Source organism: Natrialba magadii ATCC 43099, assembly GCF_000025625.1.
GTDB lineage: Archaea > Halobacteriota > Halobacteria > Halobacteriales > Natrialbaceae > Natrialba > Natrialba magadii.
Genome location: NC_013923.1, coordinates 57,118 through 84,068, shown reverse-complemented (window position 1 = coordinate 84,068; position 26,951 = coordinate 57,118). Strand labels below are relative to the sequence as shown.

The 26,951-nt window shown below is 57.8% G+C and carries 25 protein-coding genes and 2 pseudogenes; 14 read left to right on the top strand and 13 right to left on the bottom strand.

Going from position 1 to position 26,951, the window contains the following annotated elements; genetic code table 11:
- Positions 1–389: 389 nt before the first annotated feature.
- The 3 genes from NMAG_RS17855 to NMAG_RS17845 are packed head-to-tail and all read right to left on the bottom strand — an operon-like array spanning position 390 to position 2,624.
- On the bottom strand, positions 390–851 hold the full coding sequence (locus tag NMAG_RS17855) for a YeeE/YedE family protein (RefSeq protein WP_012996885.1): 462 nt from the start codon (positions 849–851) through the stop codon (positions 390–392).
- A 1-nt stretch (position 852) separates the two neighbouring features.
- Entirely contained in the window at positions 853–1,410 is a 558-nt protein-coding gene (locus tag NMAG_RS17850; protein ID WP_004266980.1) for a YeeE/YedE family protein, read from the bottom strand.
- Between the two features lie 20 nt (positions 1,411–1,430).
- Positions 1,431–2,624, bottom strand: coding sequence for an MBL fold metallo-hydrolase (locus NMAG_RS17845; protein ID WP_004266979.1), 1,194 nt, complete (start codon positions 2,622–2,624; stop codon positions 1,431–1,433).
- A gap of 245 nt (positions 2,625–2,869) precedes the next feature.
- Here NMAG_RS17845 and NMAG_RS17840 point away from each other — a divergent pair, with 245 nt between their 5' ends.
- The 3 genes from NMAG_RS17840 to NMAG_RS17830 all read left to right on the top strand — a co-directional run bounded on the left by NMAG_RS17840 (position 2,870) and on the right by NMAG_RS17830 (position 4,155).
- On the top strand, positions 2,870–3,115 hold the full coding sequence (locus NMAG_RS17840; RefSeq protein ID WP_004266978.1) for a sulfurtransferase TusA family protein: 246 nt from the start codon (positions 2,870–2,872) through the stop codon (positions 3,113–3,115).
- 1 nt (position 3,116) lies between these two features.
- On the top strand, positions 3,117–3,710 hold the full coding sequence (locus NMAG_RS17835) for a DsrE/DsrF/DrsH-like family protein (RefSeq protein WP_012996884.1): 594 nt from the start codon (positions 3,117–3,119) through the stop codon (positions 3,708–3,710).
- 205 nt (positions 3,711–3,915) lie between these two features.
- A complete protein-coding gene (locus NMAG_RS17830; RefSeq protein WP_004266976.1) occupies positions 3,916–4,155 on the top strand; it encodes a HalOD1 output domain-containing protein in 240 nt (79 codons plus the stop codon).
- 191 nt (positions 4,156–4,346) lie between these two features.
- Here the strand turns inward: NMAG_RS17830 and NMAG_RS17825 are convergent, their stop codons facing one another.
- Positions 4,347–5,264: a VOC family protein gene (locus NMAG_RS17825; protein WP_004266975.1), complete on the bottom strand. Its 918-nt coding sequence runs from the start codon at positions 5,262–5,264 to the stop codon at positions 4,347–4,349.
- A 373-nt stretch (positions 5,265–5,637) separates the two neighbouring features.
- On the opposite strand from NMAG_RS17825, the gene NMAG_RS17820 reads away from it, so the two are divergent.
- The gene (locus NMAG_RS17820) at positions 5,638–6,054 is read left to right on the top strand and encodes a CBS domain-containing protein (protein ID WP_004266974.1); all 417 of its coding nucleotides are present in this window, start codon (positions 5,638–5,640) and stop codon (positions 6,052–6,054) included.
- 144 nt (positions 6,055–6,198) lie between these two features.
- Here NMAG_RS17820 and NMAG_RS22785 read toward each other — a convergent pair.
- From NMAG_RS22785 to NMAG_RS17800, 4 genes and pseudogenes are all read right to left on the bottom strand, one after another.
- Positions 6,199–6,407 (bottom strand): annotated as a pseudogene (locus NMAG_RS22785) (ATP-binding cassette domain-containing protein); the annotation flags it as partial.
- A gap of 393 nt (positions 6,408–6,800) precedes the next feature.
- Entirely contained in the window at positions 6,801–7,052 is a 252-nt protein-coding gene (locus NMAG_RS17815) for a hypothetical protein (protein WP_004266973.1), read from the bottom strand.
- Positions 7,053–7,528: 476 nt separating this feature from the next.
- Positions 7,529–8,500: a hypothetical protein gene (locus tag NMAG_RS17805; RefSeq protein ID WP_004266972.1), complete on the bottom strand. Its 972-nt coding sequence runs from the start codon at positions 8,498–8,500 to the stop codon at positions 7,529–7,531.
- 200 nt (positions 8,501–8,700) lie between these two features.
- Positions 8,701–9,423 carry a zinc ribbon domain-containing protein gene (locus NMAG_RS17800; protein ID WP_049916041.1) on the bottom strand — a complete coding sequence of 241 codons (723 nt, stop codon included), beginning with the start codon at positions 9,421–9,423 and terminating at the stop codon, positions 8,701–8,703.
- Positions 9,424–9,756: 333 nt separating this feature from the next.
- On the opposite strand from NMAG_RS17800, the gene NMAG_RS17795 reads away from it, so the two are divergent.
- The 3 genes from NMAG_RS17795 (at position 9,757) to NMAG_RS21780 (ending at position 11,570) form a co-directional block, all read left to right on the top strand.
- Positions 9,757–10,026 (top strand): IclR family transcriptional regulator, encoded by a 270-nt coding sequence (locus NMAG_RS17795; protein ID WP_191219388.1) that lies wholly within the window; start codon positions 9,757–9,759, stop codon positions 10,024–10,026.
- A 735-nt stretch (positions 10,027–10,761) separates the two neighbouring features.
- Positions 10,762–11,223 carry a winged helix-turn-helix domain-containing protein gene (locus NMAG_RS21145; RefSeq protein WP_004266967.1) on the top strand — a complete coding sequence of 154 codons (462 nt, stop codon included), beginning with the start codon at positions 10,762–10,764 and terminating at the stop codon, positions 11,221–11,223.
- Positions 11,220–11,570 carry a hypothetical protein gene (locus NMAG_RS21780; protein WP_148221940.1) on the top strand — a complete coding sequence of 117 codons (351 nt, stop codon included), beginning with the start codon at positions 11,220–11,222 and terminating at the stop codon, positions 11,568–11,570. Before NMAG_RS21145 ends, NMAG_RS21780 begins: the two co-directional genes overlap by 4 nt.
- Positions 11,571–12,236: 666 nt before the next feature.
- On the opposite strand, the gene NMAG_RS22505 is transcribed toward NMAG_RS21780, so the two are convergent.
- Positions 12,237–12,716, bottom strand: coding sequence for a hypothetical protein (locus NMAG_RS22505; protein ID WP_237076854.1), 480 nt, complete (start codon positions 12,714–12,716; stop codon positions 12,237–12,239).
- 1,081 nt (positions 12,717–13,797) lie between these two features.
- On the opposite strand from NMAG_RS22505, the gene NMAG_RS17780 reads away from it, so the two are divergent.
- The 4 genes from NMAG_RS17780 to NMAG_RS17765 all read left to right on the top strand — a co-directional run bounded on the left by NMAG_RS17780 (position 13,798) and on the right by NMAG_RS17765 (position 18,253).
- Positions 13,798–14,307: a winged helix-turn-helix domain-containing protein gene (locus tag NMAG_RS17780; RefSeq protein ID WP_004266965.1), complete on the top strand. Its 510-nt coding sequence runs from the start codon at positions 13,798–13,800 to the stop codon at positions 14,305–14,307.
- The gene (locus NMAG_RS17775; protein ID WP_004266964.1) at positions 14,308–14,781 is read left to right on the top strand and encodes a hypothetical protein; all 474 of its coding nucleotides are present in this window, start codon (positions 14,308–14,310) and stop codon (positions 14,779–14,781) included.
- 1,714 nt (positions 14,782–16,495) lie between these two features.
- Positions 16,496–17,371 (top strand): universal stress protein, encoded by an 876-nt coding sequence (locus tag NMAG_RS17770; RefSeq protein ID WP_004266963.1) that lies wholly within the window; start codon positions 16,496–16,498, stop codon positions 17,369–17,371.
- A 234-nt stretch (positions 17,372–17,605) separates the two neighbouring features.
- Positions 17,606–18,253 (top strand): dienelactone hydrolase family protein, encoded by a 648-nt coding sequence (locus NMAG_RS17765; RefSeq protein WP_012996879.1) that lies wholly within the window; start codon positions 17,606–17,608, stop codon positions 18,251–18,253.
- Positions 18,254–18,477: 224 nt separating this feature from the next.
- Here the strand turns inward: NMAG_RS17765 and NMAG_RS17760 are convergent, their stop codons facing one another.
- Positions 18,478–18,885, bottom strand: coding sequence for a response regulator (locus NMAG_RS17760; RefSeq protein ID WP_004266961.1), 408 nt, complete (start codon positions 18,883–18,885; stop codon positions 18,478–18,480).
- A 200-nt stretch (positions 18,886–19,085) separates the two neighbouring features.
- Between NMAG_RS17760 and NMAG_RS17755 the strand changes: the two genes are divergently transcribed.
- A complete protein-coding gene (locus tag NMAG_RS17755; RefSeq protein ID WP_004266960.1) occupies positions 19,086–19,739 on the top strand; it encodes a ribonuclease HI family protein in 654 nt (217 codons plus the stop codon).
- A 72-nt stretch (positions 19,740–19,811) separates the two neighbouring features.
- Here NMAG_RS17755 and NMAG_RS17750 read toward each other — a convergent pair whose 3' ends face one another.
- Both NMAG_RS17750 and NMAG_RS17745 read right to left on the bottom strand, forming a co-directional pair.
- On the bottom strand, positions 19,812–21,314 hold the full coding sequence (locus tag NMAG_RS17750) for an MATE family efflux transporter (RefSeq protein ID WP_004266959.1): 1,503 nt from the start codon (positions 21,312–21,314) through the stop codon (positions 19,812–19,814).
- Positions 21,314–21,628 carry a hypothetical protein gene (locus tag NMAG_RS17745; protein WP_004266958.1) on the bottom strand — a complete coding sequence of 105 codons (315 nt, stop codon included), beginning with the start codon at positions 21,626–21,628 and terminating at the stop codon, positions 21,314–21,316. The genes NMAG_RS17750 and NMAG_RS17745 overlap by 1 nt, the downstream gene beginning before the upstream one ends.
- 266 nt (positions 21,629–21,894) lie before the next feature.
- Between NMAG_RS17745 and NMAG_RS17740 the strand changes: the two are divergent.
- A pseudogene (locus NMAG_RS17740) lies at positions 21,895–23,321 on the top strand (M28 family peptidase).
- Positions 23,322–23,541: 220 nt separating this feature from the next.
- Complete coding sequence (locus NMAG_RS17735) at positions 23,542–24,963, top strand: MATE family efflux transporter (RefSeq protein ID WP_012996878.1); 1,422 nt, start codon at positions 23,542–23,544, stop codon at positions 24,961–24,963.
- Between the two features lie 603 nt (positions 24,964–25,566).
- Here NMAG_RS17735 and trkA read toward each other — a convergent pair.
- Positions 25,567–26,901, bottom strand: a complete 1,335-nt coding sequence (gene trkA / locus NMAG_RS17730; RefSeq protein WP_004266955.1) for a Trk system potassium transporter TrkA — start codon at positions 26,899–26,901, stop codon at positions 25,567–25,569.
- Positions 26,902–26,951: the final 50 nt, after the last annotated feature.

Genomic DNA, 26,951 nt, shown 5'->3' with positions numbered 1-26,951 from the left:
AAACAGTACCCGCCAGTTCGAGTCAGACTCCGACAAGACCTGCTATAGTAGCCACTGCAAGTCACTGCACACCTGCTCGCCAGCCTGCTCCGCGATCAGTGTGTGACTAGTTGCAGGTGTTACTATAGAGTCCGTATACGCTAGAAAGTTCGAGAATTGAACGTCTGGTCGTGAGTGGACGCGTACAGAGGGCAAGGAACACACTCTGTGCCCGGACTCGAGTCCGTCTCGGTGAGCAGGGGCCACCACTGCAGAATCAGTCCATTGCTGCGATACGATACCAGAAACAGGCTCGAGAGCGCGGCGAGCGCGAACAGCAGTATCGGTGTGGGTTCCATCAGTAGTGTTGGAGTATGGTGTCCGAACCGTAGTGAGCGGATAAAAGCGGGTTAGTCAGCGCCAGTCGCCGTAGCCGAGGACGCTGCGCGTTGACTGCGCCAGACACCCTGGAGGTACGCGCCGACGAACATGCCGGCGAGTGCCCACAGGATCGTGACGTTTCCGACGCCGAGGCTGGCGTAGGCTGCACCGGGACAGATTCCCGACAGGCCCCAGCCGACGCCGAAGATTGCGCCGCCGATCAGGACGTTGCGATCGAACGACTTCAGCCGTCGGCCGTAGGTGTCGCCCGTCAGCGGTGCGCGGTCGAATAGTCGGGGCACCAGCGCGAACGCAATGCCGGTGACGACCGCTGCACCACCCATGACGAACAGCAGCCCGAAGTCCTCGAACTGCAGGAAGTTCAGGACGACTTCCGGGCGGGCCATGTGGCTAAAGCCGAGACCGAAGCCGAAGATCAGACCGCCGACGAAGATCAGCGGCATGAACAGGGGGTGTCTTTGCTGACTCATACTATGGTGTCACCCCCAGTGCCATCACGACCTGGGCTGTCCCGATCGCGACGATCAGGAACGTGATCACGCCGACGATCGACGTCTTCGATGCCGAGCCGACGCCACAGACGCCGTGTCCCGACGTACAGCCCTTGCCGATCCGAGTGCCGATCCCGACGAGGATCCCCCCGAGGAACAGCCGCCACGGCTGAACGTCAGTCAGCCAGAGCGTAATCCCACCGAGGTCGTACAGTTGGCCGGTCGTCCCCGATTCGTAGAGCCCGCTCGAAACCAGTCCCGACTGGAACGTCAGCGCGTAGACGAACGCGCCGGCAACGATCCCGAGGGTGAAGACGACGCGCCAGTCACGGGAACTGACGTACTGCTGGAACCGCGACTGGTCCGAAACGTACGACAGCGTCGACTCGAGAAACGTACTCGCACCGGCTGGAATCCCGGTCCCGAGGTAGATAACGACGGCACCAAGCCCGACGAGTAGTCCGCCGATGGCGTACCGGCTGATACCAGCGGGAAACAGCGACTCATACAGCGCGGGTGCGAAGAGTTCAGTTGCCATTCGACTGGTAGATGAGGGAGTTAGTCACCAGCCAGCGACTCCTGGCTGGCGGCGCAGTTGTTCGGACCAAGCTCGAGTTCGAACGCTTCCTCGTCGTCAGCAGCCTGCTGGCCGAGGTTCGTCGCGATGATGTCCTCGTAGTTGGCCGGACGCGGCGGCATGTCCGAGAGGATCAACTCGACGAAGTCGGCTTCGTCCATCGTCAGGGCAGCCATGTCCGACTCGAGTTGGCCGATCGGTGCGGTGTAGGTGTCGTCGTCGGCGGGCACGGCCGAGTCGCTAAAGTGGGCACCGCCGATCAGGGTGTCGTCTGGGAGCGAGAGTACGCGCTCCTGCAGGGATTCGTAGAGCTGTTTCGCAGCGTCTTCAGCGCCCTCGTCACCCTCTTCCAGGTCGGGGCGGGCGACGCTCTCGATGAACAGCCCGTCGCCGGTCGCGAGCAGTTCGCCGTCGATCAGGTACGACGTCATCCCGGACGTGTGGCCGGGCGTGTAGACGGTCTCGATGGTGGCGTCACCGACCTGGAACTCGTCGCCGTCGTCGGCCACCGTTACATCGTCGGCGTAAGTGACGCCGCGGTCGACTGCGGCCGAAGGGATGACGCCTTCGACGCCGTCCTCGGCGAGGGTTCGAACACCCGAGATGTGGTCCGCGTGAATGTGCGTGTCGATCGCGTATTTCAGGTCGACGCCGAGTTCGTCGGCGTCCGCGAGATAGCGGTCAGTGAACGCACGCAGTGGGTCGATGACGGCTGCCTCGTCGCCATCGTGGACGAAGTACCCGAGGCAACCCGAAGACGGGCGCTGGTACTGAAGGAGCGAGCCCGCGCCGTCGTAGTCCTCGACCTCGACGGCCTCGTAGATGCGCGCCCAGCCGTTCATCCCATCTTCGAGGTGGTTCACGTCGTAGCCATGTTCTTTGAGCGAGCCGGCGACGAACTCGCTGGCGCCGCCTTTCGCACAGAGGACCGTGACTTCTTGGTCGTCCGGAATCTGTGCGAGAATATCGTCGTCGAGCTCCTCGTCGAGGAAGTTGAAGTACGGGACGTTGATCGACTCGACGTTCTCGTCGTCAATCTTCCACTCGTCGTAATCTGACTCCATTCGAGCATCGAGGAGCGTAACGTCCTCGTTCGCGTCGATACGCGCTTTCAGCTCGGCCGGCGCCACAGATTCGATTTCGACATCCGGGGTTGGAAAGTCCATGTCGTCCATGTTGTACACTACCCAGTACTGGCTACGACCACTTAAGGGTTTGTATGGTATTTCCCTATTTGTACAATACAGATTGGACAGTTTGTAGGCGATATACAGCGATATAGGTTTGTTTACGCGTACTAGGAGATGTTTTAGGAACGTCCGCCGAGCATTGGGTGTTCGCATACAGTGCAATAATCGACATTCTTTTATTGGTCGCCCCAATATTGTATGATAGCTCCAATACAGAGCAGACATAAACTATGAGTTCAGAATACGATATCGCGGAGACGCTCGACGTGAAAGGACAGTCCTGCCCAATGCCGATCGTCAAGACGAAACAGGCGATCGACGACCTGAGTGCGGGCGAGGTGCTCGAAGTCGTCTCGACCGACTCGGGCAGCATGAGTGACCTCCAGGGCTGGGCCGACGGCACCGATGGGGTCGACCTCCTCGAGCAGGTCGAAGACGACGATCTCTACACCCACTACGTCGAGAAGACGGACTAACATGAGCACGGATACACACACGACGTCGGCCGACGACAGCGAGGGTGCACCCGAGTTCGACGCCGCCGAACTACAGGCACTCCGCGAGCGCGTCGACGAACTCGAGGAGTCGGTTGCCGACCTGGACGACGATGGAAACCAGAAGATGACGATCATCGCCACCCAGGGGAGTTTCGACATGGCGTACCCGCCGCTGATCCTCGCGAGTACGGCTGCGGCCTTCGGCTGGGACGTCGTCGTCTTCCACACCTTCTGGGGGCTCGACATCCTCCACGAGGAGAACTCGACGGATCTCAAACTGAGCGCCGTCGGCAATCCAAACATGCCGATGCCGAACGCGCTTGCCGCCCTCCCAGGAATGGACGCGATGGCCACGCGCATGATGCAAAAGAAGATCGACGAGAACGGCACGGCGACGATCGAGGAACTCATCGACCTCTCACTCGAGAGCGGCGTCGATCTGCAGGCCTGCCAGATGACCATCGAGTTGATGGACTACGACGAAGACGACTTCTACGACGGCGTTACGACGGGAGTCGGTGCGGCGACCGCCATCCAGCATATGGCCGAGTCGGATATCCAACTGCTGGTCTAGGGGTCTAAGTCTGGTAGCGCATCGAGTACGGTCGCCGGAGCCGATCGATTGCCGAGCACACGCCCGTACACCTACCGGACATACCCCAGATACCGAGCAGACAGCCACCGAATACACCCCCACACCACCGTACACACAGAATACAATCCCGCACACGCCCGCCGTACACACTCGCCGAACACGCCCACCGAACACAACCCACACAATGTCACACCAAACTCTCGCAAGCGAACAGGTAAGTCACCGCGTCGTCGAAACAGTTGCCGAAGCAGATGGGATCGACCCAACGGAGGTCAAACCACCCCTCTACAACGTCGTTGATCCCACTGCACTGAATCGCCTGTTCGACGATCTATCCACACACTCGCGTCACGGCCACGTCTCGTTTCCATACCGGGACTACACAGTGACCGTCCACTCGAGTGGGCGCGTCGAACTCGAGTAGCAGTCCAACGGTTCTCCTGAGTGAACAGTACCGTAGTACAGACTGGTAGCGCCGGCAGCAGGCAACCGAGGGATTCAGGTAGTAAGGACGATTGCAGTGACCGTTACCAGTGATCCACGTAGCGAGCGCGCGTAGAGTGTGTTCGGTAGTGAAAGACGAGTGAGACTCGAGGGTGTGGCGACGAACCCGGTTCAGGAGGCGACTCGGAATCGGATTTCGATGCCGTCGGGGTCTGTCACGGCGATGCCATCATCGAGTTCTGTGAGCGTGGCCGTAGCCGTGGGCGTGGACGTAGACGTACCCTGGCGCTGTGACACGCGATCGGAAACCGTCTCGAGTGTCCGCTCGTCTGGAACGAGGACCTCGAACCAGCGCAGTCCACGCTCGGAACGGGAGTGAGGTTCCGTTCGGTTGTTCCAGGTGTTTGCGCCGAGATGGTGGTGATAGCCACCGGCGGAAACGAACGTGGCGTCCGGAACCGTGGTCTGGCGCGTGAATCCGAGCGTGTCGACGTAGGAGTCCGCAAACGTCTCCAGTGACGTGACTTCGAGGTGGACGTGACCGAGGTCCGTTCCCTTGGGGACCGAATCGGCACCCGGTGCCGCCGCTTCGAGCGGACCGAGGTCGAGCGGGCGGGTGGTCATCTGAACCACACCATCAGCGGCTCTCGGCCACTCCTCGCGCGGAAAGTCCCGATAGATTTCGATCCCGTTACCCTCCGGGTCGGTCAGGTAGAGCGCTTCACTAACGCCGTGGTCGGATGCGCCTGTAAGTTGCCAGTTCGTTCGAATCCGTTCTACTGCATCGCCAAGTGCGGCGCGTGAGGGGACCCTGAAGGCGGTATGGAAGAGGCCGGCGTTCGCCCGCCCGCGTTCGGATGCGGACTCGTCCTGTTCGAGAACGAGCAGTGGCGTCTCCTCGACGCCGAGAACCGCGGAGTCAGCCGTCTGGTCGAGGACTGTGAGACCGACGACCGCCTGGTAGAACGAAGCCAGTTCCGGCAGATCGGAACCCTGGAGTGCGATGCGGCCGAGGCTGGTCGTTTTGGGGAGTGTGTACGAGTTCGGGTTTGTGTTCGAGTTCGAGTTCGAATTCAAATGTGAGGTCATGGAAAGTGGATTGGAAGTGGGTAACGGATTGGGACTGCAACTGAATCGGAACTGTAGCCACGTGACGGAATCGACACTCCGGGGCACCACGAGAAATGTCGGCCAGCGTACGCCACTACAGGCACCCATCGCGCAGACAGCAATCCGGTATCCGGTATCCGGTATCCGGTATGCACTCATTCGTTCCATCCCCACAAATACGTCCGGTAACAGCTGTGTAACCGGAACATTCGGCACAAGATCTGCTCGCACGGAACGGAACAGTTGCCAGCGAACGCCACAAACACACCGACCGCCTTCACGGCAACAACAGTTAGGAACCGACCAGTCGAAGCCCTGTCCAACACACATGTGCGCACGTGTTGGAGATATTATGACGACCGATGTCGTCGCAGTCGAGCGAACGACGACACTCGAGTCCGTCGCGCGCCAGATGCTCGGGCGGGAGATCGGCAGTGTCGTCGTCACCAGCGAGCAGACGCCGTACGGGATCGTTACGGAGTCAGACGTCGTCTCGGCAGTGTATCACTCGGGACGGCCGATAGACGAGATTCCGACGGGTCGTGTTGCGAGTCACCCGCTCGTGACGATCGAACCGGGCCAGTCGACCCGGTTGGCCGTCAAACGACTGCAAGATGAGCGGATCAAGAAACTCGTCGTTGTCGACGACCTCGAGGTGAAAGGGATCATCACGACGCAGGATCTGATCGACCACTACGGGAATCTGACGGCCGAGTTGAAGTCGATTCGAGAGCAGCGACAGCGTGAGCCGTCGTGGCCACGGCGGTAGCGTTGACGGTAAGTCGAGGAAGTCGAGGAAGTCGGGGAAGTCGGGGAAGTCGAGGAAGTCGAGGAAGACGAGGAACAAAAGCGGCATCGAGAGCGAGTCGATCTCGAGACGACGTTCCATGCCGCCGGAGTAGTGCTCGACGAGTTCGTCACGGATATCGTGACCGTTGACTGTCGCCGTTCCCGCGGTCGGGCGCAAGAGGGTGAGAGCATTGTGATCAGCGTCGACTTTCCCGCGCCGTTGGGACCGGGGAGGCCAAAGAGGTCCCCTGAGTCGACCGTGACGGACAACTCGTTGACGGCGATGACGTCGCCGAACTCCTTCGTCAGCCCGTCGACAGCGATTGCGGTCATCGTCAGTACCACCAGAGAGCGGTCAGGTCAAAGTGTGTATTGCTCACCATTGCGTCTCGGTTGCGGGTTCGGTGCGACACAAGCAACAGATTCGGCAGATTGCAACAAAACTATATTGACCGAACGGTTAGTCGACGGTGCTGGATGCCCCAGCCGACCCCACCGCGACAGAGACTTGCCCGGTCGATGTCGTTCTGGGGTCTGCAGATCGGACGCCACCCAGGATTTCCACGACCTGGTGCGTACTGATCGATCACCTCACCGCTCCGTTCTCTCTCCCTCTCCACCACCCCTCTGGAACCCCAGCGAGCAGCCGGAGTTGCAGTAGAAACGTCCTGAGTAGGGTCGGGAGCGGACGAAAACGGCTGGATGGGAGCCACACGATCACTGGCGTCAGTCGACGAGGTCCTTCACGCCGTTCGCAATATCGTTGAGAAGGTAGACCACAGACAGTCCGATGCCGAGCCAGAGCCACGTCGCTGCTGTACCGAGACTATTCGTTACCTCGACCGCAGCCCAGACCCCGACGAACGTCGAACCGGCGAGCAGACCGAAGATGACGAGAGCGTTCTTTACCGGTGGGTTCGACAGCAATACGGTTCGTTCTCGTTCCCGTCCCTGTCCCCGATCTCGTTGCGCAGCCATACCTGACACACGCTGTCGCTGTACTGTATATCTGCTGAATTCCATGGGTCGGTTAGAAGGAAGTAACTCTCCGCTGTACCGACAGAGTTCAACAAGAGCGCGTTACAACACAGCAGTTCCCGGAGACACCTGACGTCTTCAGTGGCCGCTCTCGAACCGTCGCTCGGTGCGGACCGTCGACGACCGATCGAGTGACAGACTCACGAGTAGCCGGACGCACTGACAGCCGCATCGCGCTGGATTCCTGTCCCGTCTGGAGAGTCGAATCCCTTCTCAGGGTAGCGTGTGCCTGCCGCCGACAGTCTCAGCCATCGACGCCACGTGTCACCGGGCCGTACCGGTCGTCACAGACGCGTGTCACCGGGCAATTCCGATCGTCACAGCCACGCGTCACCGGGCCGTACCGGTCGTCACAGCCACGTGCTATTGGGCTCTCTCGATCGTTGCGGCCACGTGTCATCGCGGCATCCCAATCGTCACAGCCGTTCACCTGGAATCGCCGCATCCGCCGGCAGCAGAACGCGACGCTCGGTGTACTCGAGTCCGTTCTTTCGCTGGCTGGTGCGCCTGATCGCCAGCCGATTCCGCGAGAGATCGAGGAGTGCGTCGATCGTTCGCGAGACGAGTTTTTTCGCGTATGTGTCGCTGATCCCCGATTCCTGTCTGCGGATCCAGTGTTTCATGTCGCTCGCCGTGACGTACTCGCGGACGTTCTTGCACCCCTGTTTCCACGGGTTATCGCCGACGCTCGGATCAGTGCGAGCCTTCCAGAGGTGCGCCGCGAGTCGGACGGGGAGGGCAGACGTCGTCGCACGACGCATCTCGTCGTCCATCCTCGCGAGTTGCTGCACCGGGAGCAGATCGCCGTGGGCAACGGCGACGTCGCCACCGCGCTCGAGTGGGTCATCGCTCTCAGGCAGGCGGACGTACTGCGCGCCGTCGTCCTTGGTGATCCGCTCGAGGCGACCATCGGTGACGTCGATTGTACTGGGATCGACGTGGGATTCGAGCAGGTGGGCACCCTTCTCGAGTTCGCGCGCCTGGAGTTCGCTGACGCGCGCTTTGTTCGCCGCGAGTTTCTTTTCGTGGGCGTCCAGTCGTGCCTCGATCGCCTCGTTGGGGGCTCGCGTCTCCTCGAGTTCGGTCACGCGGCTCTCGAGGCGTTCGTTTTCCGCCCGGGTGCGGTCGAGTTCCTGCTCGAGGTGCTCGATCCGGGCAGTTTTCTGTTCGAGGGTGGACTCGAGTGTCTCGAGTCGATTTCGGAGGGACTCGAGTTCGGTGGCGAGTGAGTGGGTGGTCGGTTCGTCTGGGGTGGTGTTGGTGTCGGTGCTGGTGTTGGTGCAGGTGGCGGTTTTTGCGTCTGTGTCAGTGCCGGTGACGGTGCTGGTATTGGTGTCGGTACCGGTGTCTGTGTCAGTGGCGGTCGCGTGCTCGGAGTTGGTGCTCATCGTGATCGTGGATGTATCGTGGGGTGTGTCGGTGGGCAGTTGGAAGGCGAGACAGCGGGCGTGCCGTGGGAGACCGTGGGGCCGCTGGCCTCGACGGCGCAGCGCGAACGATAACCGATCTACGTGTACGCGATTTGGGCGTGAGTCGTGGCAGTGGCCCAGTTCGATCGTCGGCACTCGGTGACGGTGGGGCAGGCGTTCTACTGTGGTGAACCACCGTCGGGGACGGGCGCTGGAGCAGTGTCTGTGGCTGCCGTGTCTGAGTTCGACGGCTGGTAGGCACAGCGCTGGCCGGGATAGTACCGCTGTGCGAGGACCTTCGCGGCGTTGTGATCCGCGGAGACGACGCCGACGGCACAGTCAGGATTCGTGCAGCGAAACGAGGGACTCTGGGCGCGCTCGCCGATGACGCCGCAGGCGTGACACTCCTGCGAGGAGTAGGACACCGGCACGGTCGTCACCTCGATGGCGTACACGGCGGCGACGGCTCGGAGTCGGAGCTGCGCCGCCGGGAGGAGCCACGCCGTCCCGCGGTGGGCGTTGGGATCGGTCAGCCACGCCCAGAGATCGGGCTCGAAGTGGCTGTTCTCGGTGACCAGCACGGGCCGGTCGTACGCGCTCGCGTAGTCGCAGATGGTTCGCGCGGCGTCGTCGAGACGCTCGAGAAGCGCGGTGCGGCGTTGCTCGACGTACGCGGTGATCGTCTCGCGGTCGTACTCGCTACCGAGCAGGTGGGCGACCTGTGCGCGGAGCTCGTCCAGGCGGGTGCAAAGGTCGTCGCCGCAGATTGCGTAGGCTCCCTTCCAGTCCGGCATCGTGGCCGGGCAGGCGGTGTAGAGGTTGTACTCACCGAGGTCGACGCCGATCGCGGTCGCGGTCGCAGTGCGGTCGGCGGCAGTCACCTCGGGGGCGACCCTAGGCATGACGATCACCCGCTGGCGAGGGGCTGGAATGAGGTGGGTACTCGAGTGATGCGTCTGGTCGGTCGGGACCTTCAAGGCCCCGTGGATGCTTGTCGGACATGGCTTCCGTACCGTGATTACGGGAGCCGCTGCGGGCCGGTGTCACTACCACCGACTCGCATTTTGCCGCACTTCCCAACGAATAGTTGGACGTACGGAATCTCCCGTTAGACAATCATTCTAGACTCCATTGTAATAAATGTAGCTACGATATCGTAATAGATAGATTCCGATATAGCAACCAAATTCTGGTATTTCGATGGATGTAAGCACTGGTTCTGCGAGTTCGAACTAATGAGAAAGCCCGGAGGTTGGATGCAGAATCCGACTGACGACAGAGTGTTAGAGATTCTCGACACCGGGTTACTGCTTGGTCCAACTGCAATTGCGAAGAACATCGACAAACATCGCGTTACAGTGAGTGACCGACTGAGAGAACTCCAGAGGTATGGACTCGTAGCGTGCCCTGAAGAAGGGTATTACGAGATCACTGAGCAAGGGAAAAAGTATCTGGAAGGTGAACTCGACGCCGACGAGTTAGAAGAGTCAACGAGCGGAGGTTGATTCTAGGCCAATTCGTGTTGTCCAATTTTGAAGGGTTACTGTTCTGGTTGCCGGTATAGTTGATGTGATCGGCTGAATCTGCTGTGGTGGTTCTCAGAGGCAAATAGTCGCTCGTGAACACAGAGTGTTCATATTAAAGGAACCGGTCATAAAACAACCCTATATCAGAAGCAACGCCGGCTAAAATCGTCAATCTCAATGAGTATACAGCACTGTTCAAAATATGCACACAGCAGCTCGGTGTTCGTGTGCATGTTCGGGAAACTGATTTTGCCGACGTGTAACCCCTGGGAGTAAAGAAGCACGAGAGATTCAAATATAAATATTAACATCAGAACTTAATCATAATAGGGCATCTGATCCTTTATTTCATCAATATAGTTGTCCGCTTCGGTTGTACTACTCACCGATATTCGATTGTTTGATTTATTGTACCTCAGTGGACAATCACTATTTGTATCCATATTGAGTATCGCTTTCTCTATTTGGTTTTCTCCAATATCCCCGTCATAAATCTCATAAATTTCCTGGATATCAACCGAGTAGGGGTTATAATATCGCGTCCGCAGATATGCTATAACCTCAAATTTAAACACAGCTTCGTGCTCTTGCTTACTCAAATCCACTATCCATCCAATCTCGTGCAAGGGTCATATTTTTTAGCCCCACATCAATGCAACACTCTGTGCTATTCACGCAACAGCTTTATTGCTCTGGTGACGTAGTGTCTCCAATATGGAGTACAAAGAATCACCTGCTGATCGGGGAGTTGGTGATCGGGATTCTCCCTTTGTGAGTTTATTCTCAAGAGAGGGGAGAGCAAAGATATTGGATGTTTTCCTTCAAAGACCATATTCAGATTTGACGGTTTCGCAGGTGAGCGACCAGGCCGATATCTCCCGGAGTACATTCCACCGGAACATTGAAGAGCTAATTGAGATAGACGTTATCAAAAAAACTGAAGCTCCGACTCAGGGTGATGTCTATAGTTTGAACAACAATTCGGAAATTTCCAAATTACTTGGAAAGCTCAGGGTTGAACTAGTTAAACATTCACAGAGCTTTATAAATAAAGAGTTGAGGTACTTACCAGACCCGGAGATAGAAAACCTATTAGATGAGGCACCTCCTGAAGATGATTCGGACAATGTGAATAGTGCTGCATATGCCCCCACAAATACAGAAGTCACACCATGATAAAAGAAGACCCAGACCACAAGTCTGCTGGTGTTTCACAAATGGTTATTTTCACAGATAATTCGACTGATGAGACTGTGGCTACTTTTGACGATACAGAAGGTATACATATCCCAGAAGTTGGATCTCGAATTACTCTGAGACATATTGTTGATGAAAAACCTGATGAAGAGGGATATGATACGCGTTCAATGAATATGTATGAAGTAGAAAAAGTTGGAAGTGATTATTCTCTTCTTCAATTCAGGGACGAAGAAGGAGAATGGGTCGATAAAACATTTAATTATGTTCATGTTTTTGTTGAGGAGGTTGGTGAAAATATTGACTTAGACACCAATGAAAGATAAAAACATCTGGGGAAATGTCATGCAGTTGTATTCTATTTCACAAACATATTCTTCTAAATTAGCATGTGTGCGAAGTTGCGTTTCAATTGGAACTACAGAGGATAAACAGTTAAATGTGAACCTTTAGCCTTAACCGCTACAGTTTGAGTTGAAAGAAACCATCAGTCCGCATAATTGTCCTTCTTGTCCCTATTTCAGTAGGTGTAGAATCATCTTCACGAGATAGACAGACACCTTCTCTTGGTTAGACGACTGTGTCAAGGCCAATCTACTATTTCATGTGCTTCAACTCGAGAATTTCGTGCGGAGGCGGGGCGGGGCAGTGTAATTTTTCGGCCTTGTCCCCCTTGGGGACAGTACGGAGGCGGAGCGGTTGATTTGGACATTTGGCCTTAGCCACAATCTTCGTCCCAAAAGTGAGCATCGCTGCGATCCTCGAGTTGGTGGACCTCGATCGGGGTGAGTCCGTGTCGATTTGCGATCTGGTTTGCTAGGTCACGCGCATGATTTTCCGTTGGTGTATCCTCGTGGTCTCAAGCAATTTCGATTAATGCGGACACGATCTGTAGGTCATCTTGAGGGTGACGCATCACAGTGATTGACCTCGTTCTGATTATCTACACGTGCGGAGGAGAGACAGAGGGTGTGATGTCGTTTTCAAATTCATCACCTTTGGATGATAGGGGTGGCAGCGTCTGCGAAATCAACCAGCCACGCAGCGAACCTCGATAAGGGACCGGCTAAATCCTCACGATCTAATGCATCTTGACGTGCTCTGTCGAGATTTCTGCTACACTCGTGATGGCATTCGTGAATACGTTGCTCCTGTTCGAGCGTTAGCGGGGCTAAACCTTGATAATCATCACCCAACGCCACCCGACGTAGGGCATTGTTACTGTTTTTATCGGGAAACCGACCATAGAGGTCCCTGAATTCTCGATGTAGAAAGTCTCTCTCTGACATACCTTCTTCGTCCGGGCTTATTGCCCCGAGCCGGAGAGCACTTAGATCCGAAAGTCGTTCGTATGAATACCGCTCTCTGAGGGTGTCCAGTCTTTTGTCCAAGAACTCCTCGTTGTTAGACGGATCCGGAGTGTCGGGAAAGGGAAGATTGGATGTGTTTGTTTCTTCGTTATCCGAGTTCATGATGCTTAGTTGTCTAGAATGGCGAATAAATGCTTCGGGGACAGGTATACAGGTGCGGCTCTGTCCCCTTGGGGACACGTCGAGGTCGTCGTCCTGCGTTCGGTTGGCAATTGTCTCAAACAACTCCGGCGTGGCGTCTGTGCTCCCCGAAGCCTGTTCATGAGATGCAAATAATTGCAGAACATCCAAACGTCGAAACTCCGCTTCGATTTCCCGGTTCCGGAGGAGCGAATCTTCCGGTACCAGGCGATGTAGGACCCCCGACACCATCTTGCGAACACTCCTTTTCAGAGGTTCACACAGACCCACGGTAGTCCAACCACGGATACCCCCACCACACAAAGCCACAACTAAACTCAAGTCAACCCAGCGAAACACAACCCACTGCAGGAACGTACTCAACGAATCCCAGACATATCCCCACGTCTCAGTTCGGTATTCGAAGAGTCAGTCACGGTCGAGCCCATCCAACAATATCGTGCAGAGACTGTCAGAACGAGAGTGAACTGCTGGTTCGAAGGCTATATGGGTGGTGGAGAACCGTTTCCGACAGATCGCTCAGTGAATGCTGTTGTGAGATATGCAGAGCGACAGGGGTACGACGAGCTGGCAGCGAAGCTCGCTGAGATTTAGGAAATAGGTGCAGTTCCTGCGCCCACGTCCGTCGGCAACGCCCATTGGTTTGCACCGCCGGGCTTGCGGGCCATGGTCACACAGGCTCCACGCAGCACCTCTGCGCTCGTCTTATTCTATGAGGGGCGGGCGTATATAACTAGCCTTTCGAACGAGGAACGTGTTTAGTTACGGCTGAAGGGTAACGCGGAGTGGTTTTAGTTGGTCTATGCGGAAATCACCCTCTCAGTGCTTGTAGCGACTTGTTTGCCAATGGCTTCAGCTACGTTGATCCAGTTCCCATCAAGGGCGTGCATCCTCCAGTATGGGACCGGTGCCGAGGATGAGTCCGTTGAAGAGAGGGTGCAAACGCCCCCGACACTGAGTTCCCAGACCACTCCGCTACTCACCAGCTCAATATGCTGGTCCACGGGTTAATATATCTCCGCAGTGTAGGAGTAGACGACCGATGAGCAACGTAAACGAGGAAGCAGAAGCTGACTGGAAGGAGGAAACAACCACCTTTCAGCGAATAAAATCCGTCGTGAGTCGGGCGTACGACGGACAGACTGCGGGGGAGATCGCAGAGCGGGCGCTCGTTGCTGAAAACACGGCTCGAACCCACCTCGAGGACCTTGCCGAAGATGGGTTCGTTGAAACAGCGACTGACCCAACGACGAAAGCAACGCTGTACGCTCGATCGTGGGCCTCGCTTACGTTCGAGCAGGCCACTGATATCCTCGAGAACACAGATTCGGACACGCTACTCACGAGAGTACAAGAAATGCAGGCTGAGATCGAGGCGTACCGACGGGAGACCGGTCTCGACGATCCAACGGACATCGCCTGGGCCGAGACCGACGCTGATGAGGAGACGATCCAGCAATGGAAAACCACTCGTCGGAATCTAAGCTTCGCAAAGGTCGCCCTTGCGCTGGATCAGGCAGAAGACAACGTCCGAAAAACCGTGACGACATAGATGGCATCGCTCGACGATACTGATGAGTCCCACAGCCTCAGAGGAGTGATCGATCGGAAATCCCTGCTCGACGTTCGCGACATCGCCGAGACGCAGGAACCGCTGGCGACAGCTGAACTCGACGACTATATCGATCCCGGTGAACTCACGATCATCCTCGACGACGGGATTGGTGACCACACAACTGGTCGATTCGACGTGCGATGGTCGACTGAAGACGACTACAACATCCACTACTCGGATCCGTCCCACGACTTCCGATGGGACGTCCACCTCCACAGCTACACCGAGCCCAACGATGACGGCCACCATCATCCACCACCGTGTGCATCGAACGATGATGACGACGTAGAAGACACCTGTATCGAAGTACGAGACGTCGAAACAGTCTCCAGGGCAGTACTCAAGGCCTGGAGGCACGCCTACGAGAACGACTCGTTGGACGTCATAAACGGGCTCGAGAATCCCCCGTAACTGTCCGTCGTAGTAGAATGCTTCTGAGAGAGCCTCTCGAGCGAGCGCAAGAGGGTTCGCAGTCTTTGGGACCGTACAAATCAGGTTCCATCGCGTCACACTCTGCTATACCGGGAGAACACAACACTACACTGCACTACACTAGACCACACTACAACCCCCGTCCACACAGCTCCCCAGCAATCCAACCACAGATACCCCCACCCGCAGAGCCCTTCGCAACGGCGCGCTATGTCGTGTTCGTCACGAGGTCAACGTCGCCGGCCTCTCGACCGGAAGCCACGGCCCAGTCCACGCCTTGTTTAACGAAGCAGATAGAGTCGTTGTACACCGCCCGCACTCCGAACGTGGCGTCACGGAGCAGACCCTCGTTGTCACTTCGATGCTGAGTTGGAAGTCCAGCGCCGTGACGAGAGTCTGCGCGTCACTCAGTCACTCGAGTTAGCTGTGAGACGTTCGGTTGCCGCTTGATATTCAGAAACGTCTTCAGGAGCAATCCGTTCGATAGACCAGATCAGTGACTCTCCGTCAGGATGGACGTGTCCATGTAGTCCGATATAATTGCTTTCCTCGGTTGCTTCACCAACCGTAGAGAACTGTTCATTGACTCCGCTGAGTTCTCCGGTTACTTCGAAATACGCTGCTTCCTCCTCCCAAATAGGAGGGATATACGCTTGGTACGGAGGGTGTGATGTCTCGTTCACATCTTGTCCGTGTTGGTTCGACTCTAGCCGTATCGTTTCGGCTACTGGTTCTGACTCGGCAGCACGAATGGTCACTGTTACATCGGCACTTCCCTCGTGCATATTCAGTACTGACACATATACTAATCCCACATCTTCGGAAGTGAGGGCCGAGGTACACCCAGCAGTACTTGAGACAAGTCCAGCAGCCGCCGTCCCGAGGAATTTCCTTCGACTTAAATTCATTCGATTAGATATTATATTCGACCCAAACAACAATAATATTGTGAAGATGTCCGAACGGCTACCAGTAATCCAATCACGGACACCACACAGAACCGCAACCAAACCCACCACCCAGTGAAACACAACCCACTGCAGAAACGGACTCGAGTACCCCCACACCTACTCCACACCTACCCCACACCTACCCCACACCTACCCCACACCTACTCCACCCCTCCCCCGAAGCGTGGGACTCGAGTACCCGCCAGCAAAGGGCTCGAAAACCAATGAGCGTCGACGCCACGGGGTCGCCGTTACCGGCCGCGTGACACAGCGGACAATCGCCAGCGCAGGTGGAAAACGAGACAGACCCCCGAAGAACGCAGCCCGGAGTCTGAGAGGTGCCGACAAAGTGGATTCAGGGTTCGCCTGACCGCCGTCGGTCGCCAGTTGTGGTTTGCACTCGAGTGCCAGTGAGCGCTCCTGGGTTCGACGAACGAGTCGCCGGTCGCCGACGCGAGCTGACACGGGTCGATCGGGTACCGCATACGGTCTGCTGTCAGTCATTGTCGGCGTACCTGGGCCCGTCTTCCGGGTGCAGTACCCATGACATCGTTCCGGATCAGTGCCACAGATCGCGTGTTGGTCGGTGTCTCACTCCCACTCCCACCCCCACCCACACCCCGGCCCGCCGCTTCGACCGGTGACGGAAGAAGAGCGGCGACGGAAGAAGACCAGCGACAGAAGAAGACCGGCGAGGCCCGTGGTCGTTTCATATGCTTCGCTGGTGTAGGAGTGGTGGCACAATGTACTCCACCATCCTCCTCCCGGTAAACGGGAGCGGCGGGTCCGACGAACTGGTGAATCGCACGCTGAACTTCGCACAGAGGGTTGGAGCCAGCGTCCACGTCCTTCACGTCGTGGCTGCACAACCCGGACCCGATACCCTCAGCAGTGACCAGCACGAACAGCTCCACCAGCCGCTCGAACAGCGAGGACGGGACGCTATCGCACGAATTCACGACCACGCTACTGCTCTCGATATCGAGACTACTCGAGTCGTTCGTGAGGGAGTGCCCCATCAGGTCATCCTCGACTATGCGGCCGAGCACGGTGTTGAGCTGATCGTCATGGGACGTCACGGTCGGACCGGGGTCGAACAGGTCGGACTCGGAAGCACGACCGAACGCGTGGTCGCGCTCGCCGACGCGCCGGTCGTAGCTGTCCCAGTGACCGACGAGGCTGCTGCCGACGTCGACGAGGTCGACTACGATCGCGTCGTAATCGCCACGGACGGGAGCGATGCCGCTGAGCGCGCCGCGGAACGGGGTCTCGAAATCGCGGAAACGTACGACGCGGATGTCTCCGTCTCCTACGTTATCGACACGGCGACGTACGACCTCAAGGACGCGCCGCGGAGCATCATCGGTCTATTGCGGGAAGGTGGCCAGAATGCAGTAGAGGTGGTCGCTACTGACGGACGTGACCGCGGGCTGTCAGTGAACACCGACGTTCGCCGAGGGATCCCTCACGAGGAAATCACCACGTACGCCGACGGGGTCGGTGGCGATCTCGTCGTCCTGGGAACCAGAGGAGTGGGCGGAGCGACGGGCGACTTGCTCGGAAGTACGACGGCGCGTGTCCTTCGGCGGACAGCGTCTCCGATTCTGACGGTTGGATAGGAGCACCTGCCAGCCGAAACTAGCAGCGGTGTCGATGTCCCTCCGCTCGCTCCGAACCGCGCTCGTCGTGCGACCAGGTGTGTAGTGACGTGTAGTGACGTGCAGTGACTACTATAGATGACGTTTGCAACACGTCCCCTACAGTCCCTTCACAGGGTCTGATCGGACAGAGACATATCAATCAATGTACGATCCCCCTCCAGACTCAATAGCGTGGTCGTCGGACAATCACTGATGGGTACACCGACAAACGCAACTGTCACCGTCACCGTCGACGACGTTGCACTCGAGGGAGAGTTGATCGTGCCCGACGGTGCAACCGGCCTCGTCCTGTTCGCCCACGGCAGTGGGAGCAGCAGACACAGTCCACGGAACAACTTCGTCGCCGAACGCCTCCGTACACGCGGCGTCGGGACGCTATTGTTCGACCTGCTCACCGAAACCGAAGACCAGACGTACGACACGCGATTCGATATCGGGCTGTTAACCGATCGTCTCGTTGGCGCCACACACTGGGTTCGGGACCGCGAAGATACCGCCGACTTGCAACTCGGCTACTTCGGGTCCAGTACTGGCTCCGCGGCGGCGCTTCGAGCCGCGGCACGTCCCGAAACCGATGTCGAAGCCGTCGTCTCGCGCGGCGGTCGCGTCGACCTGGCAGAACCTGTCCTCGACGACGTGACGGCAGCGACGCTCTTCATCGTCGGTGGAAACGACCATCCCGTCCTCGAGTGGAACGAGGAAGCGTTCGACCTGCTGGCAGGAGAGAAATCACTCGAGATCGTCGACGGCGCGTCGCACCTCTTCGAAGAACCGGGTGCACTCGAGACGGTCGCCGATCATGCAGGAGAGTGGTTTGCTGAGAAGCTGTCACAACAGTGACCCGCCCGTGGACCCCTTCTGAGTGTCACGGAAGAGCTGTCAGTAGAGAGTGAACTCGAGACTCAGGGGCCGTACAGATGACGGTGACAGATCGGTGCGGTAATGCGTTCACGCTTCCGTCGACGCAGACAGCGGCGCAGGAGATCGCTTCCGATTGAAGTCACCGGATTGAGAGCGACGGTCATAGAGGCGAACTCATATGCACATCCTGCCCCGGGAACGTTTCAGTCGAAGATTACTGTCCGCACGCGGGCCAGAAACTCGTCGGGGTCAGCAGGTTTGGTGATGAAATCCTCTTCGTTGATCGCGCCCGGTTCGAGAGCAGTGTGCTCTGCCCGTGCGCTGGTGATGACAACGACGCGAATGTGGGCGAGGTCAGGATCGCTTCGGATCTCATCGAGAACCTGGCCGCCATCGACTTTGGGTAAGTTCAAATCGAGGAGAACGACGTCGGGACGAGGGGCATCGCTGAACTCGTTACGTCGGTGTAGAAAGTCGAGTGCTTCCCTCCCATTTCGCGTGATATAGAGAGAGTTGACAGGTTCCTGAAGTGCCTCCTCAATGAGGCGAACATCGCCAGGGTTGTCCTCAACGAGGAGTATAGTGGGGTCAGTTTCAGCCCGTTCACCCATATTGTCACTGCTTTGAGCCCCATCCCGAAAAGGATACTTGCGAGGTATACGGACATTCTTCAGTCCAATTATCCTGCTTGACCACCGAGAACCGGTATGCAGTGGTGCGACCAGCCACCGAAATCGTCCGGGAACAAGGGTGCAAGGCAAAGCCGTGAGGTGCAAAGGTCCTGGAGTCAAAGCCGTGAGGTGCAAATAGCGTGACCGACGAACCACTCTCGAACGAACATCTCTCGCCGCTCGCCACGCTCGTCGACGACGTACTTGCGGGCGTCGGCTACGAAATGGCGGCCGCCACTGACGCCATCGACGACGCCGTCCCCGGCTACGGCGGTCTATTTGACCCCGCGACCACGCCGACCGAGTTGCGGGAAGCACTCGAGAACCTGCGAGAGTCAGGCCTCACCCGGCCACCGATCTCGGAGCCGACGAGCAGCACATTCGTCCTCTACGTCGACGGCAGCTCGCGCGGCAACCCTGGCCCCGCAGGAGCGGGCGCTGTCATCATGGACGGCGGGGAGGAGCAACTCGCTCCCCTTGGCCGGCCTGTCGGCTCCCGAACGGGGAACAACACCGCCGAATACGCCGCCCTTCAGCTCGGGCTCTCCGAACTGTTGGCTCGCTACGAACCGGACAGGCTGGAAGTGCGCATCGATTCGATGACTGTCATCCGAGACATCTGGGGTGGCGAGGAACCCACAGAGCCGGGCGTCGAGCCGTACAGTGAGGCCGTTACAGCAGCACTGTCGACCATCCCGGAACACCAGTACACGCATCTGGCCGACAGCGACCCGAATCCCGCCGATGCGCTGGCGACAGTGGGCGCTGACATCGCGGCCTTCGGACCAGGGTAGAACGAGTGCTCGACCATCGGTTTCCCGGTAGGGTCCTGTACGGGGAGAACCGTCACAGGTCACAACGAACGATCAGTCATTGTCAGTCGATGCGACGTTCGACTCGAGTCCCTCGGGTGACGGGCTACTCTCAGTCAGGTTACCGTCGCGCCAGGTGTCGCGCTTGAACCAGAGATACGCGACGACCCCACCGACGATATTCGAGATTGGGAAAGCGATCCAGAGGCCCATTACGTCGAGTGGACCCGAGGCGAGCCAGGCGACCGGGAGCCGAACGAAACCAAGCGTCACGAGAGAGATGATGGCCGCGATCATCGTGTGACCGGCACCGCGGAAACCACCGGTGTAGGCCCGCATGACGCCGATGAATCCGAAGGAAAGCCCAGTCACACGGAGGAAGGTCGTGGTGTGGTCGACGACTGCCGGGTCGGGTGAAAAGATGCCGGCGATCGGTCTCGCGGCGAGCATAATGAGTCCGCCGCCCACCGTGAGGAGCACCAGCATGGCACGTGCACCGAAGTGATTTGTCTCGGCGGCGCGATCGAGTTCTTCGGCCCCAATATTCTGGCCGGTCATCGTCTCGATCCCCTGCGAGACGGCGAGTGCCGGCAAGAAGATCACCGAAAAGATTCGCGTCCCGATGCCATACGCCCCGCTGACTGCGTTCGGGAAGGTCGCGACGACGACGAGAAGTGCAGTGATAGAGAGCGATCGGGCTGCCCCCTCGACGGAGGCCGGTAGTCCAATGTCGAGGATGGTTCGGCCGAACTCGAGGTCCGGAACCATCTCCGAGAGGCGAATCTGTACGCCGTGATTGCCACGGAACAGGATGGCGAGCCCGATCACCAGCGCGACTGCCCGCGAGAACACCGTTGCCACCGCGGCACCGCCGATCCCCCAGCCGGTGTACCCTGTTGCGTCGAGTGCCGCAGCTTCCAGTCCACCGAGGCCGAGAAAGCCGAACAACGGATTCGCGTCGAAACCGAAGATAAGGATCGGGTCGATGACGATGTTAAGAACCACCGATCCGGCCATAACGTACATCGGCGTCACCGTATCGCCGTAGCCGCGCATGAGCGCCATAAAGACCGCGAAGCCAAAGACGGCGAACAGGCCGATAGCGTAGATGCGCATGTATTCGACGACCAGCGGCGCGACAGTTTCGTTCACGCCGAGGAGTACAGTGATGTCGTCGACGAAGGCGTACCCCAGAACGCCCAGCACAATAGAGATGATGAACGCGTAAGCCATCGTCTGCGAGGCGGCGTATGCGGCACGCTTCTCGTTGCCAGCCCCAGTATGCTGGGCGACGAGGACGCTCCCCGCAACAGAGACGCCCAGGGCAAGAGAAATCATCAGGAAAACGATCGGGAATGCAAACGTAATCGCAGACAGCGCCTCGGTGCTGTGGCGGCCAAGCCAAAAGGTATCGGCCAGGTTGTACAACACCTGAAAGAGATTCTGGATAATGATCGGCAGCGAGAGGTAAAATAGCGGCCAGCTGATACCACCTGACGTGAGATCTAGCGACTCAGGACCCTTAAACAGCGAGTCGACAGACTCCCTGATCCCCATCAGGTGGTCACCTCTGATGCGTTCTCGCCGACAAGGGAAGTGACGACGAACGTGCATGCAGCCCCGCAAGTGCAGCCAATCTGATGAGAACCAGCAACCTGCCGTGTGTGGGCACCCTTACTCGCCGTCGTCGAGAGGTCGACTGTCAGATCGGGATTGGCGTGATCGTCGAACTCACCCACATCGACACCGTCAACGATCGTCTTGCGCAGCGCCGGTTCGTCCACAATCCCTTGCATCGTCAGGTCCACGTAGCCGTATTCGCAGAGAGCGCGATAGGTCGCTTCAAGAAGTGCTCGTTCCGAATCGTCCATTCGAGTACGAGTGCTTACTAACCAGTCAGTCAAAAGTATTAGGAAGCCGGACGATTGCAACGGCTGTGCAGACGACGACAGACGAGTAGCCAGTCAGAAGTCGACTACACACGAGTTGACGCGTACAAATCCGTTCTCCTGTCAGTATAGAGAGAGCAGAATAGCCAGTTCGGCTAGCACAGCTTCAGTACACTGGCCCGAACCGACATCCATGTGAGAGTTCCGCATTCCACAGCTTCTTTTGACAGCCCCACGGCCACCCATTCATGACAAAACTCCCGAACGAGGTCGTCGGCGACGCGTACACGAGCACCTTCCACCGGGACGTGCTGGAGGATCTGGTCGACATCGGAAACCGAATGGCCGGACAGCAGGGCGAACGGGACGGTGCAGAACGTCCGTGACGCCTTCGAAACGATCGGCCTTCGCAACGTCCACCTGGACGAGTTCCCGATCGATGGCTGGTGGCGCGGCCCCGCCACGCTGTCGACGAGCGGCGCACACGAGGACACGTTCGAGGCCGACTATCAGGTACTCGGGCTTCCGGGAACGCCGAGCGATACTGTCGAGGCCGAACTCGTCGACGTCGGCTACGGGCGTCCGGAAGACTTCGAGGACGCCGACCTCGAAGGGAAGGTCGCAATGGCCTCGAGCGAGACGCCAAGCGATTACGGCCGCAGGCTCCACCGGATGGAGAAATACGTCAGCGCGGTCGACGGCGGTGCAGTCGGCTTCGTCTTCCGCAACCACGTCGAAGGCTGTTTGCCGGCAACCGGTGAAATCGGCTACGACAACCGCCCTGGACCCATACCTGCCGTCGGCGTCTCGAAAGAAGTCGGCCAGCGGCTGTTGCGCCATGCAACGGCGAAATCGCTGCACGTCGAACTCGACGTCGAGGCCCGAAACGAACAAACTGACTCGGTGAACGTCGTCGGCGAGGCCGGGCCGGACACCGACGAGGTTGTGATGGTTACCTCACACGTCGACGCCCACGACATCTCGGAGGGTGCCAACGACAACGGCGCAGGAACTGCCCTGGTCTGTGAGATTGCGCGATTGCTCACGCAGGTCGAAGACGAACTCGAGACCCGCGTCCGATTCGGACCGTTTGGTTCGGAAGAGATCGGACTACAGGGCGCCTACCACTCTGCAGCGACACACGACCTCTCGACCGTCAAGTGCGTCATTAACATCGACGGCGCTGGAAACTCCCGGAACCTCCGGGTCAACGCCAACGAGTTCAACGCGCTGGAAGCCCTGTTCGAGGAAATCGCAGACGAGTTCGACGTGCCGCTATCGACGAGCGACACCATCAGTCCGCACGGCGACCAGTGGGCGTTCGTCCAGGAGGGCGTGCCGGCGTCGATGACATCCTCAACATCCGATTCGAACGGCCGCGGCTGGGGACACACGCACGCCGACACGCTGGATAAGCTATAGTAGCCACTGCAAGTCACTGCACACCTGATCGCCAACCTGCTCGGCGAGCAGTGTGTAACTAGTTGCAGTTGTTACTATAGACGTCCGCGACCTCCGAGAGCTGTCGGTGCTTACCGCCGCAGCGGTCGTTACCGCCGCAGAGAATGACCGCGAGTTCCCACAGCGTACTCGAGACGAAACGAAAGCGATGATCGACGAGGGCTACGTGCAGGAACTGAAGATTGGCGGCCGGTGGCCGTACGACAGCGAGTAGGAGCGGTAGTCACTGATGGTCGATGACCGAGAGACAGCGGTCGGTGTCGTGGTGACCAGTATCGGGTCGGAGTGAGACAGGTCGCAACGACAGCGACCAAATCAGTCCGATCTCCACCCACTATTCGAGGTCCTGAGCGTACCTGCACCCGAAATCCACGTGATCCGGGTCACTTTTCCGACAACTCAATATTTAATCCCTGGAGGTTGGAAGTGGATCTGTGTTTATCGTTCTGCTATCGCTGGCTGAACGCCGATTCTGGCGCGTCTGGCGGCGCGTGTTTAGCCTCTCGTGGCCGGTGATGGCCGAACAGGTGCTGCGGACGCTGATGCGGACGACGGACCTGATCGTCGCGGGCTTTTTCTCCCCCGCCGCGGTCGCAGCCGTCGGACTCGCGGATATCTACGCGCGATTTCCTCTTCGATTCGGGATCGGGATCGGCGATGGTGCGATCGCCCTCTCGAGTCAAGACACGAGCGCGGATGCGACGACGAACCGAGATCAGGCGGTCTCGCAGGCAGTGCTGATCGGTCTCCTCGGCGGGATCCCGTTCATTCTGTTCGGACTCTTGTTCAACGAGTACGCAATCGCCGTGCTCGGGGCGCTCACCGAGGAAAGCGCGATGGAAGCCGTGATCAGCTACGGGAGCACCTACCTCATGATTATCATGATCTCGGCCCCGGCGATTCACACCAACTTCATCGCCGCCCGGTCGATCCAGGGGACCGGCGACACCAAGACGCCAATGTACGTCAACGGCGCCGTCAACGCACTGAACATCGTCCTCACCGTCAGCCTCGCCTTCGGTCTCGGCCCACTGCCGGAGCTGACCGTCATCGGGATTGCCGTCGCAACCGCCATCGCCGACACGCTCGGTGCGCTGACCTTCCTCGCAATACTCTGGTCGCCACTCAGTGAGATTCAGTTCGTCGCCCCGCGCGAACTCGTCATCACGAAGCAGTTGGTACTCATCAGCTGGCCGCGGATCGCCGAGGGCGTCACGGAGATGATCGCCGAGTTCCCGTTCAACGCGATCCTGCTCGCGTTCGGCACGGAGGTCAACGCGGCCTACCACATCGGACGACGAATGTACCAGCAGGTCGCCTCGCCGCTGGCGCGGGGCTACGGCGTCGCGGCGAACATCATGGTAGGCCAGTCGCTCGGGCGCAACGAGGGATCCAACGCCTACTACAACGGGATCGCTGCAACGTCACTGAGTGTGCTCACCATCGGTGGCCTCTGTGGCCTGTTGTTCTTCTTTGCAGAGCAGTTCGTCCTCGTGTTCACGCGAGAACCGGAGACGATCAGCTACGCGACCGGCTTCGCGCAGGCGTACGCGATCGCCGCGCTGTTGATCGCAGCGTACCTCACGCTCGCGGGCTCTCTGAGAGGGGGGAACGAAACGGTCGTTCCGTTCGTCTCCCGCGTCATCGGGACGTTTGTGTTTCTGCTCGGGTTCACCTACGTGTTCGGCGTCGTCCTCGGGTATGGCGTCGTCGCGGCGTATGTCGCCGTTGTCCTCGACTTCGCGTTTCGAGTCAGTTACCTCAGCGCCGTCTTCTATCGCCGCCGGTGGATCGAACGGGGCACCTCGATGATGCGAGAACGGGGGAGTCTCAACGAGCAGCCAGCCGAGGACTGACCAGCCCCTATCGAATGAGAACACGGGGGCGTTCACCTGACAGACACTATCTCGAATGTGAGTGCGACCTGTTGCGTCGCTTCTGGGGAGGAAGCACGACCCCCGAATAATAACCAGACAATCACTTTCAAAGAAAAGCTGTCTTGGTCATATCGTGAAATACAGAAGTCTCGAAGTTCGTCTTTCTGTCACAGCGTTCGACGACAGGATAACGGTCAACCGGTTCAGTTCTAGATTGAGTAGCCCAGGAACATTATCTCGACGATGCGATGGTTCTCGCCGAGAGGGATCAACGCAGAAGGCCGTGAACAGGAGTTTTAACTTCTGCAATCAATTACGGTTGAGAGGTAGTGTGGGTACACCAGTCTCGAATTAGTAAACGGTATATCCTCAATATGCGGAACAGTCACTTCCAAAGCTTGTAGGGACAACCGGTCAAGTGGTAGAGCACATTTGAATGATTCAGGCATCACTGCAATACCTAACGCCTATAATAATCACTTAGGTGAGATGTATGGCAAGACACTAAACTAGACCACATCCCAAACAGGATGGTCCAATTTGACAATGAATGCCAGCGTGCCTACTGACCGGGCAAGGGACTCAAATAACCGGCACAACAGTATCGAGCACCGAAGAATCGACGAACATAACCAGATGATCAGTCGGTTCAATAACTGTCGACCCCCTCGGTGTCACGAATTCACCGCTGCGGGAGATAGCACCGATAATGACACCATCAGGAAGTTCGCTCATTGCCGCCTCGATCTCTCTGTTTGTAAATATGCTATCATCCGTCACTTTGATCTCGAAAACTTCAGCACGGTCATGTTCGAGCGTAACAATCTTTTCAGTATGGTTTTCGCGTGTGAACTTGACAATCTCCTCAGCAGTCTCTTCTCGAGGGTTAACCGTGATATCAACACCAACCGTCTCGAATAATTCGGAGTACTGGAAGGACTCAACGATCGCTACTGTTTTGTCGACTCCAATATGCCGGCCCAGTAACGACATGAGCAGGTTCCGTTCGTCAGTTTCGAAGGCTGAAATGAGTATGTCGGCCTCACCAATATGCTCTCGGGAAAGGAACTCACGATCAGTCGCATCGTGTTCTAAGACAGTGGTCCCTGGTAATTGTTCGGAAGCGTATCGTGCACGAGCAGTATTGCGTTCGAGGAGGCGTGGATGATAGCCGTGCTCTTCAAACGCTTTTGCCGTCTGGATACCAATCTCGCTAGCACCAGCAATCACAACCTCATCGGCAGCGTCGTTCACGTGCGTTGCTACTTGGTTCGCAAACTTCCTCACAGGTTCCGGACGGCCAACAACGACGACACGATCAGATGGTTCTAACACTGTATCTCCCGTTGCAAGTTCGATTCGATCCTCACAAAAGACTGCGATGAAGGTTAACGAATCGTATCGATCTGCCTCGGTAATAGTCTGGTGAGCGATGGGACTGTCTGGTTCAATTTCGAACACGGCCATGCGAATACGCCCACCAACAAAGGAATCGACGTTTTGGGCCGCTGGAAAACCGGAAATTCGAAAGACGGTCTGGGCAGTGAGATGGTCGGAGCAGATCATGAAATCAATCCCGAACGAGTCGTTTGCCCCCTCCCACGTTTCGAGTAAGGAGCGTCGTCTGACGCGGGCAATCGTGAACGCGTTAGATCGAGATTTGGCAGCGGTACAGATAACAATGTTTGATTCGTCAGTATCAGTACAGGCGACTACTAGATCCGCCTGCTCAATACCAGCTTTCCGTAGCGTACTGATCTCTGTTCCGTCCCCCTGAATTGCGAGGACATCATAGGCATATGTAATCTCATCTATACTCTGACTGTCGCGGTCGACGACAACAACATCGTGTGAATCCTCGAGGGTTGCACTAATCGTTCGACCGACTTCGCCAGCCCCGACAACAACTACACGCATTGGGGAATCACCCGGGACATCCTCAGCAATCCGTAGCTGCCATCACCTGA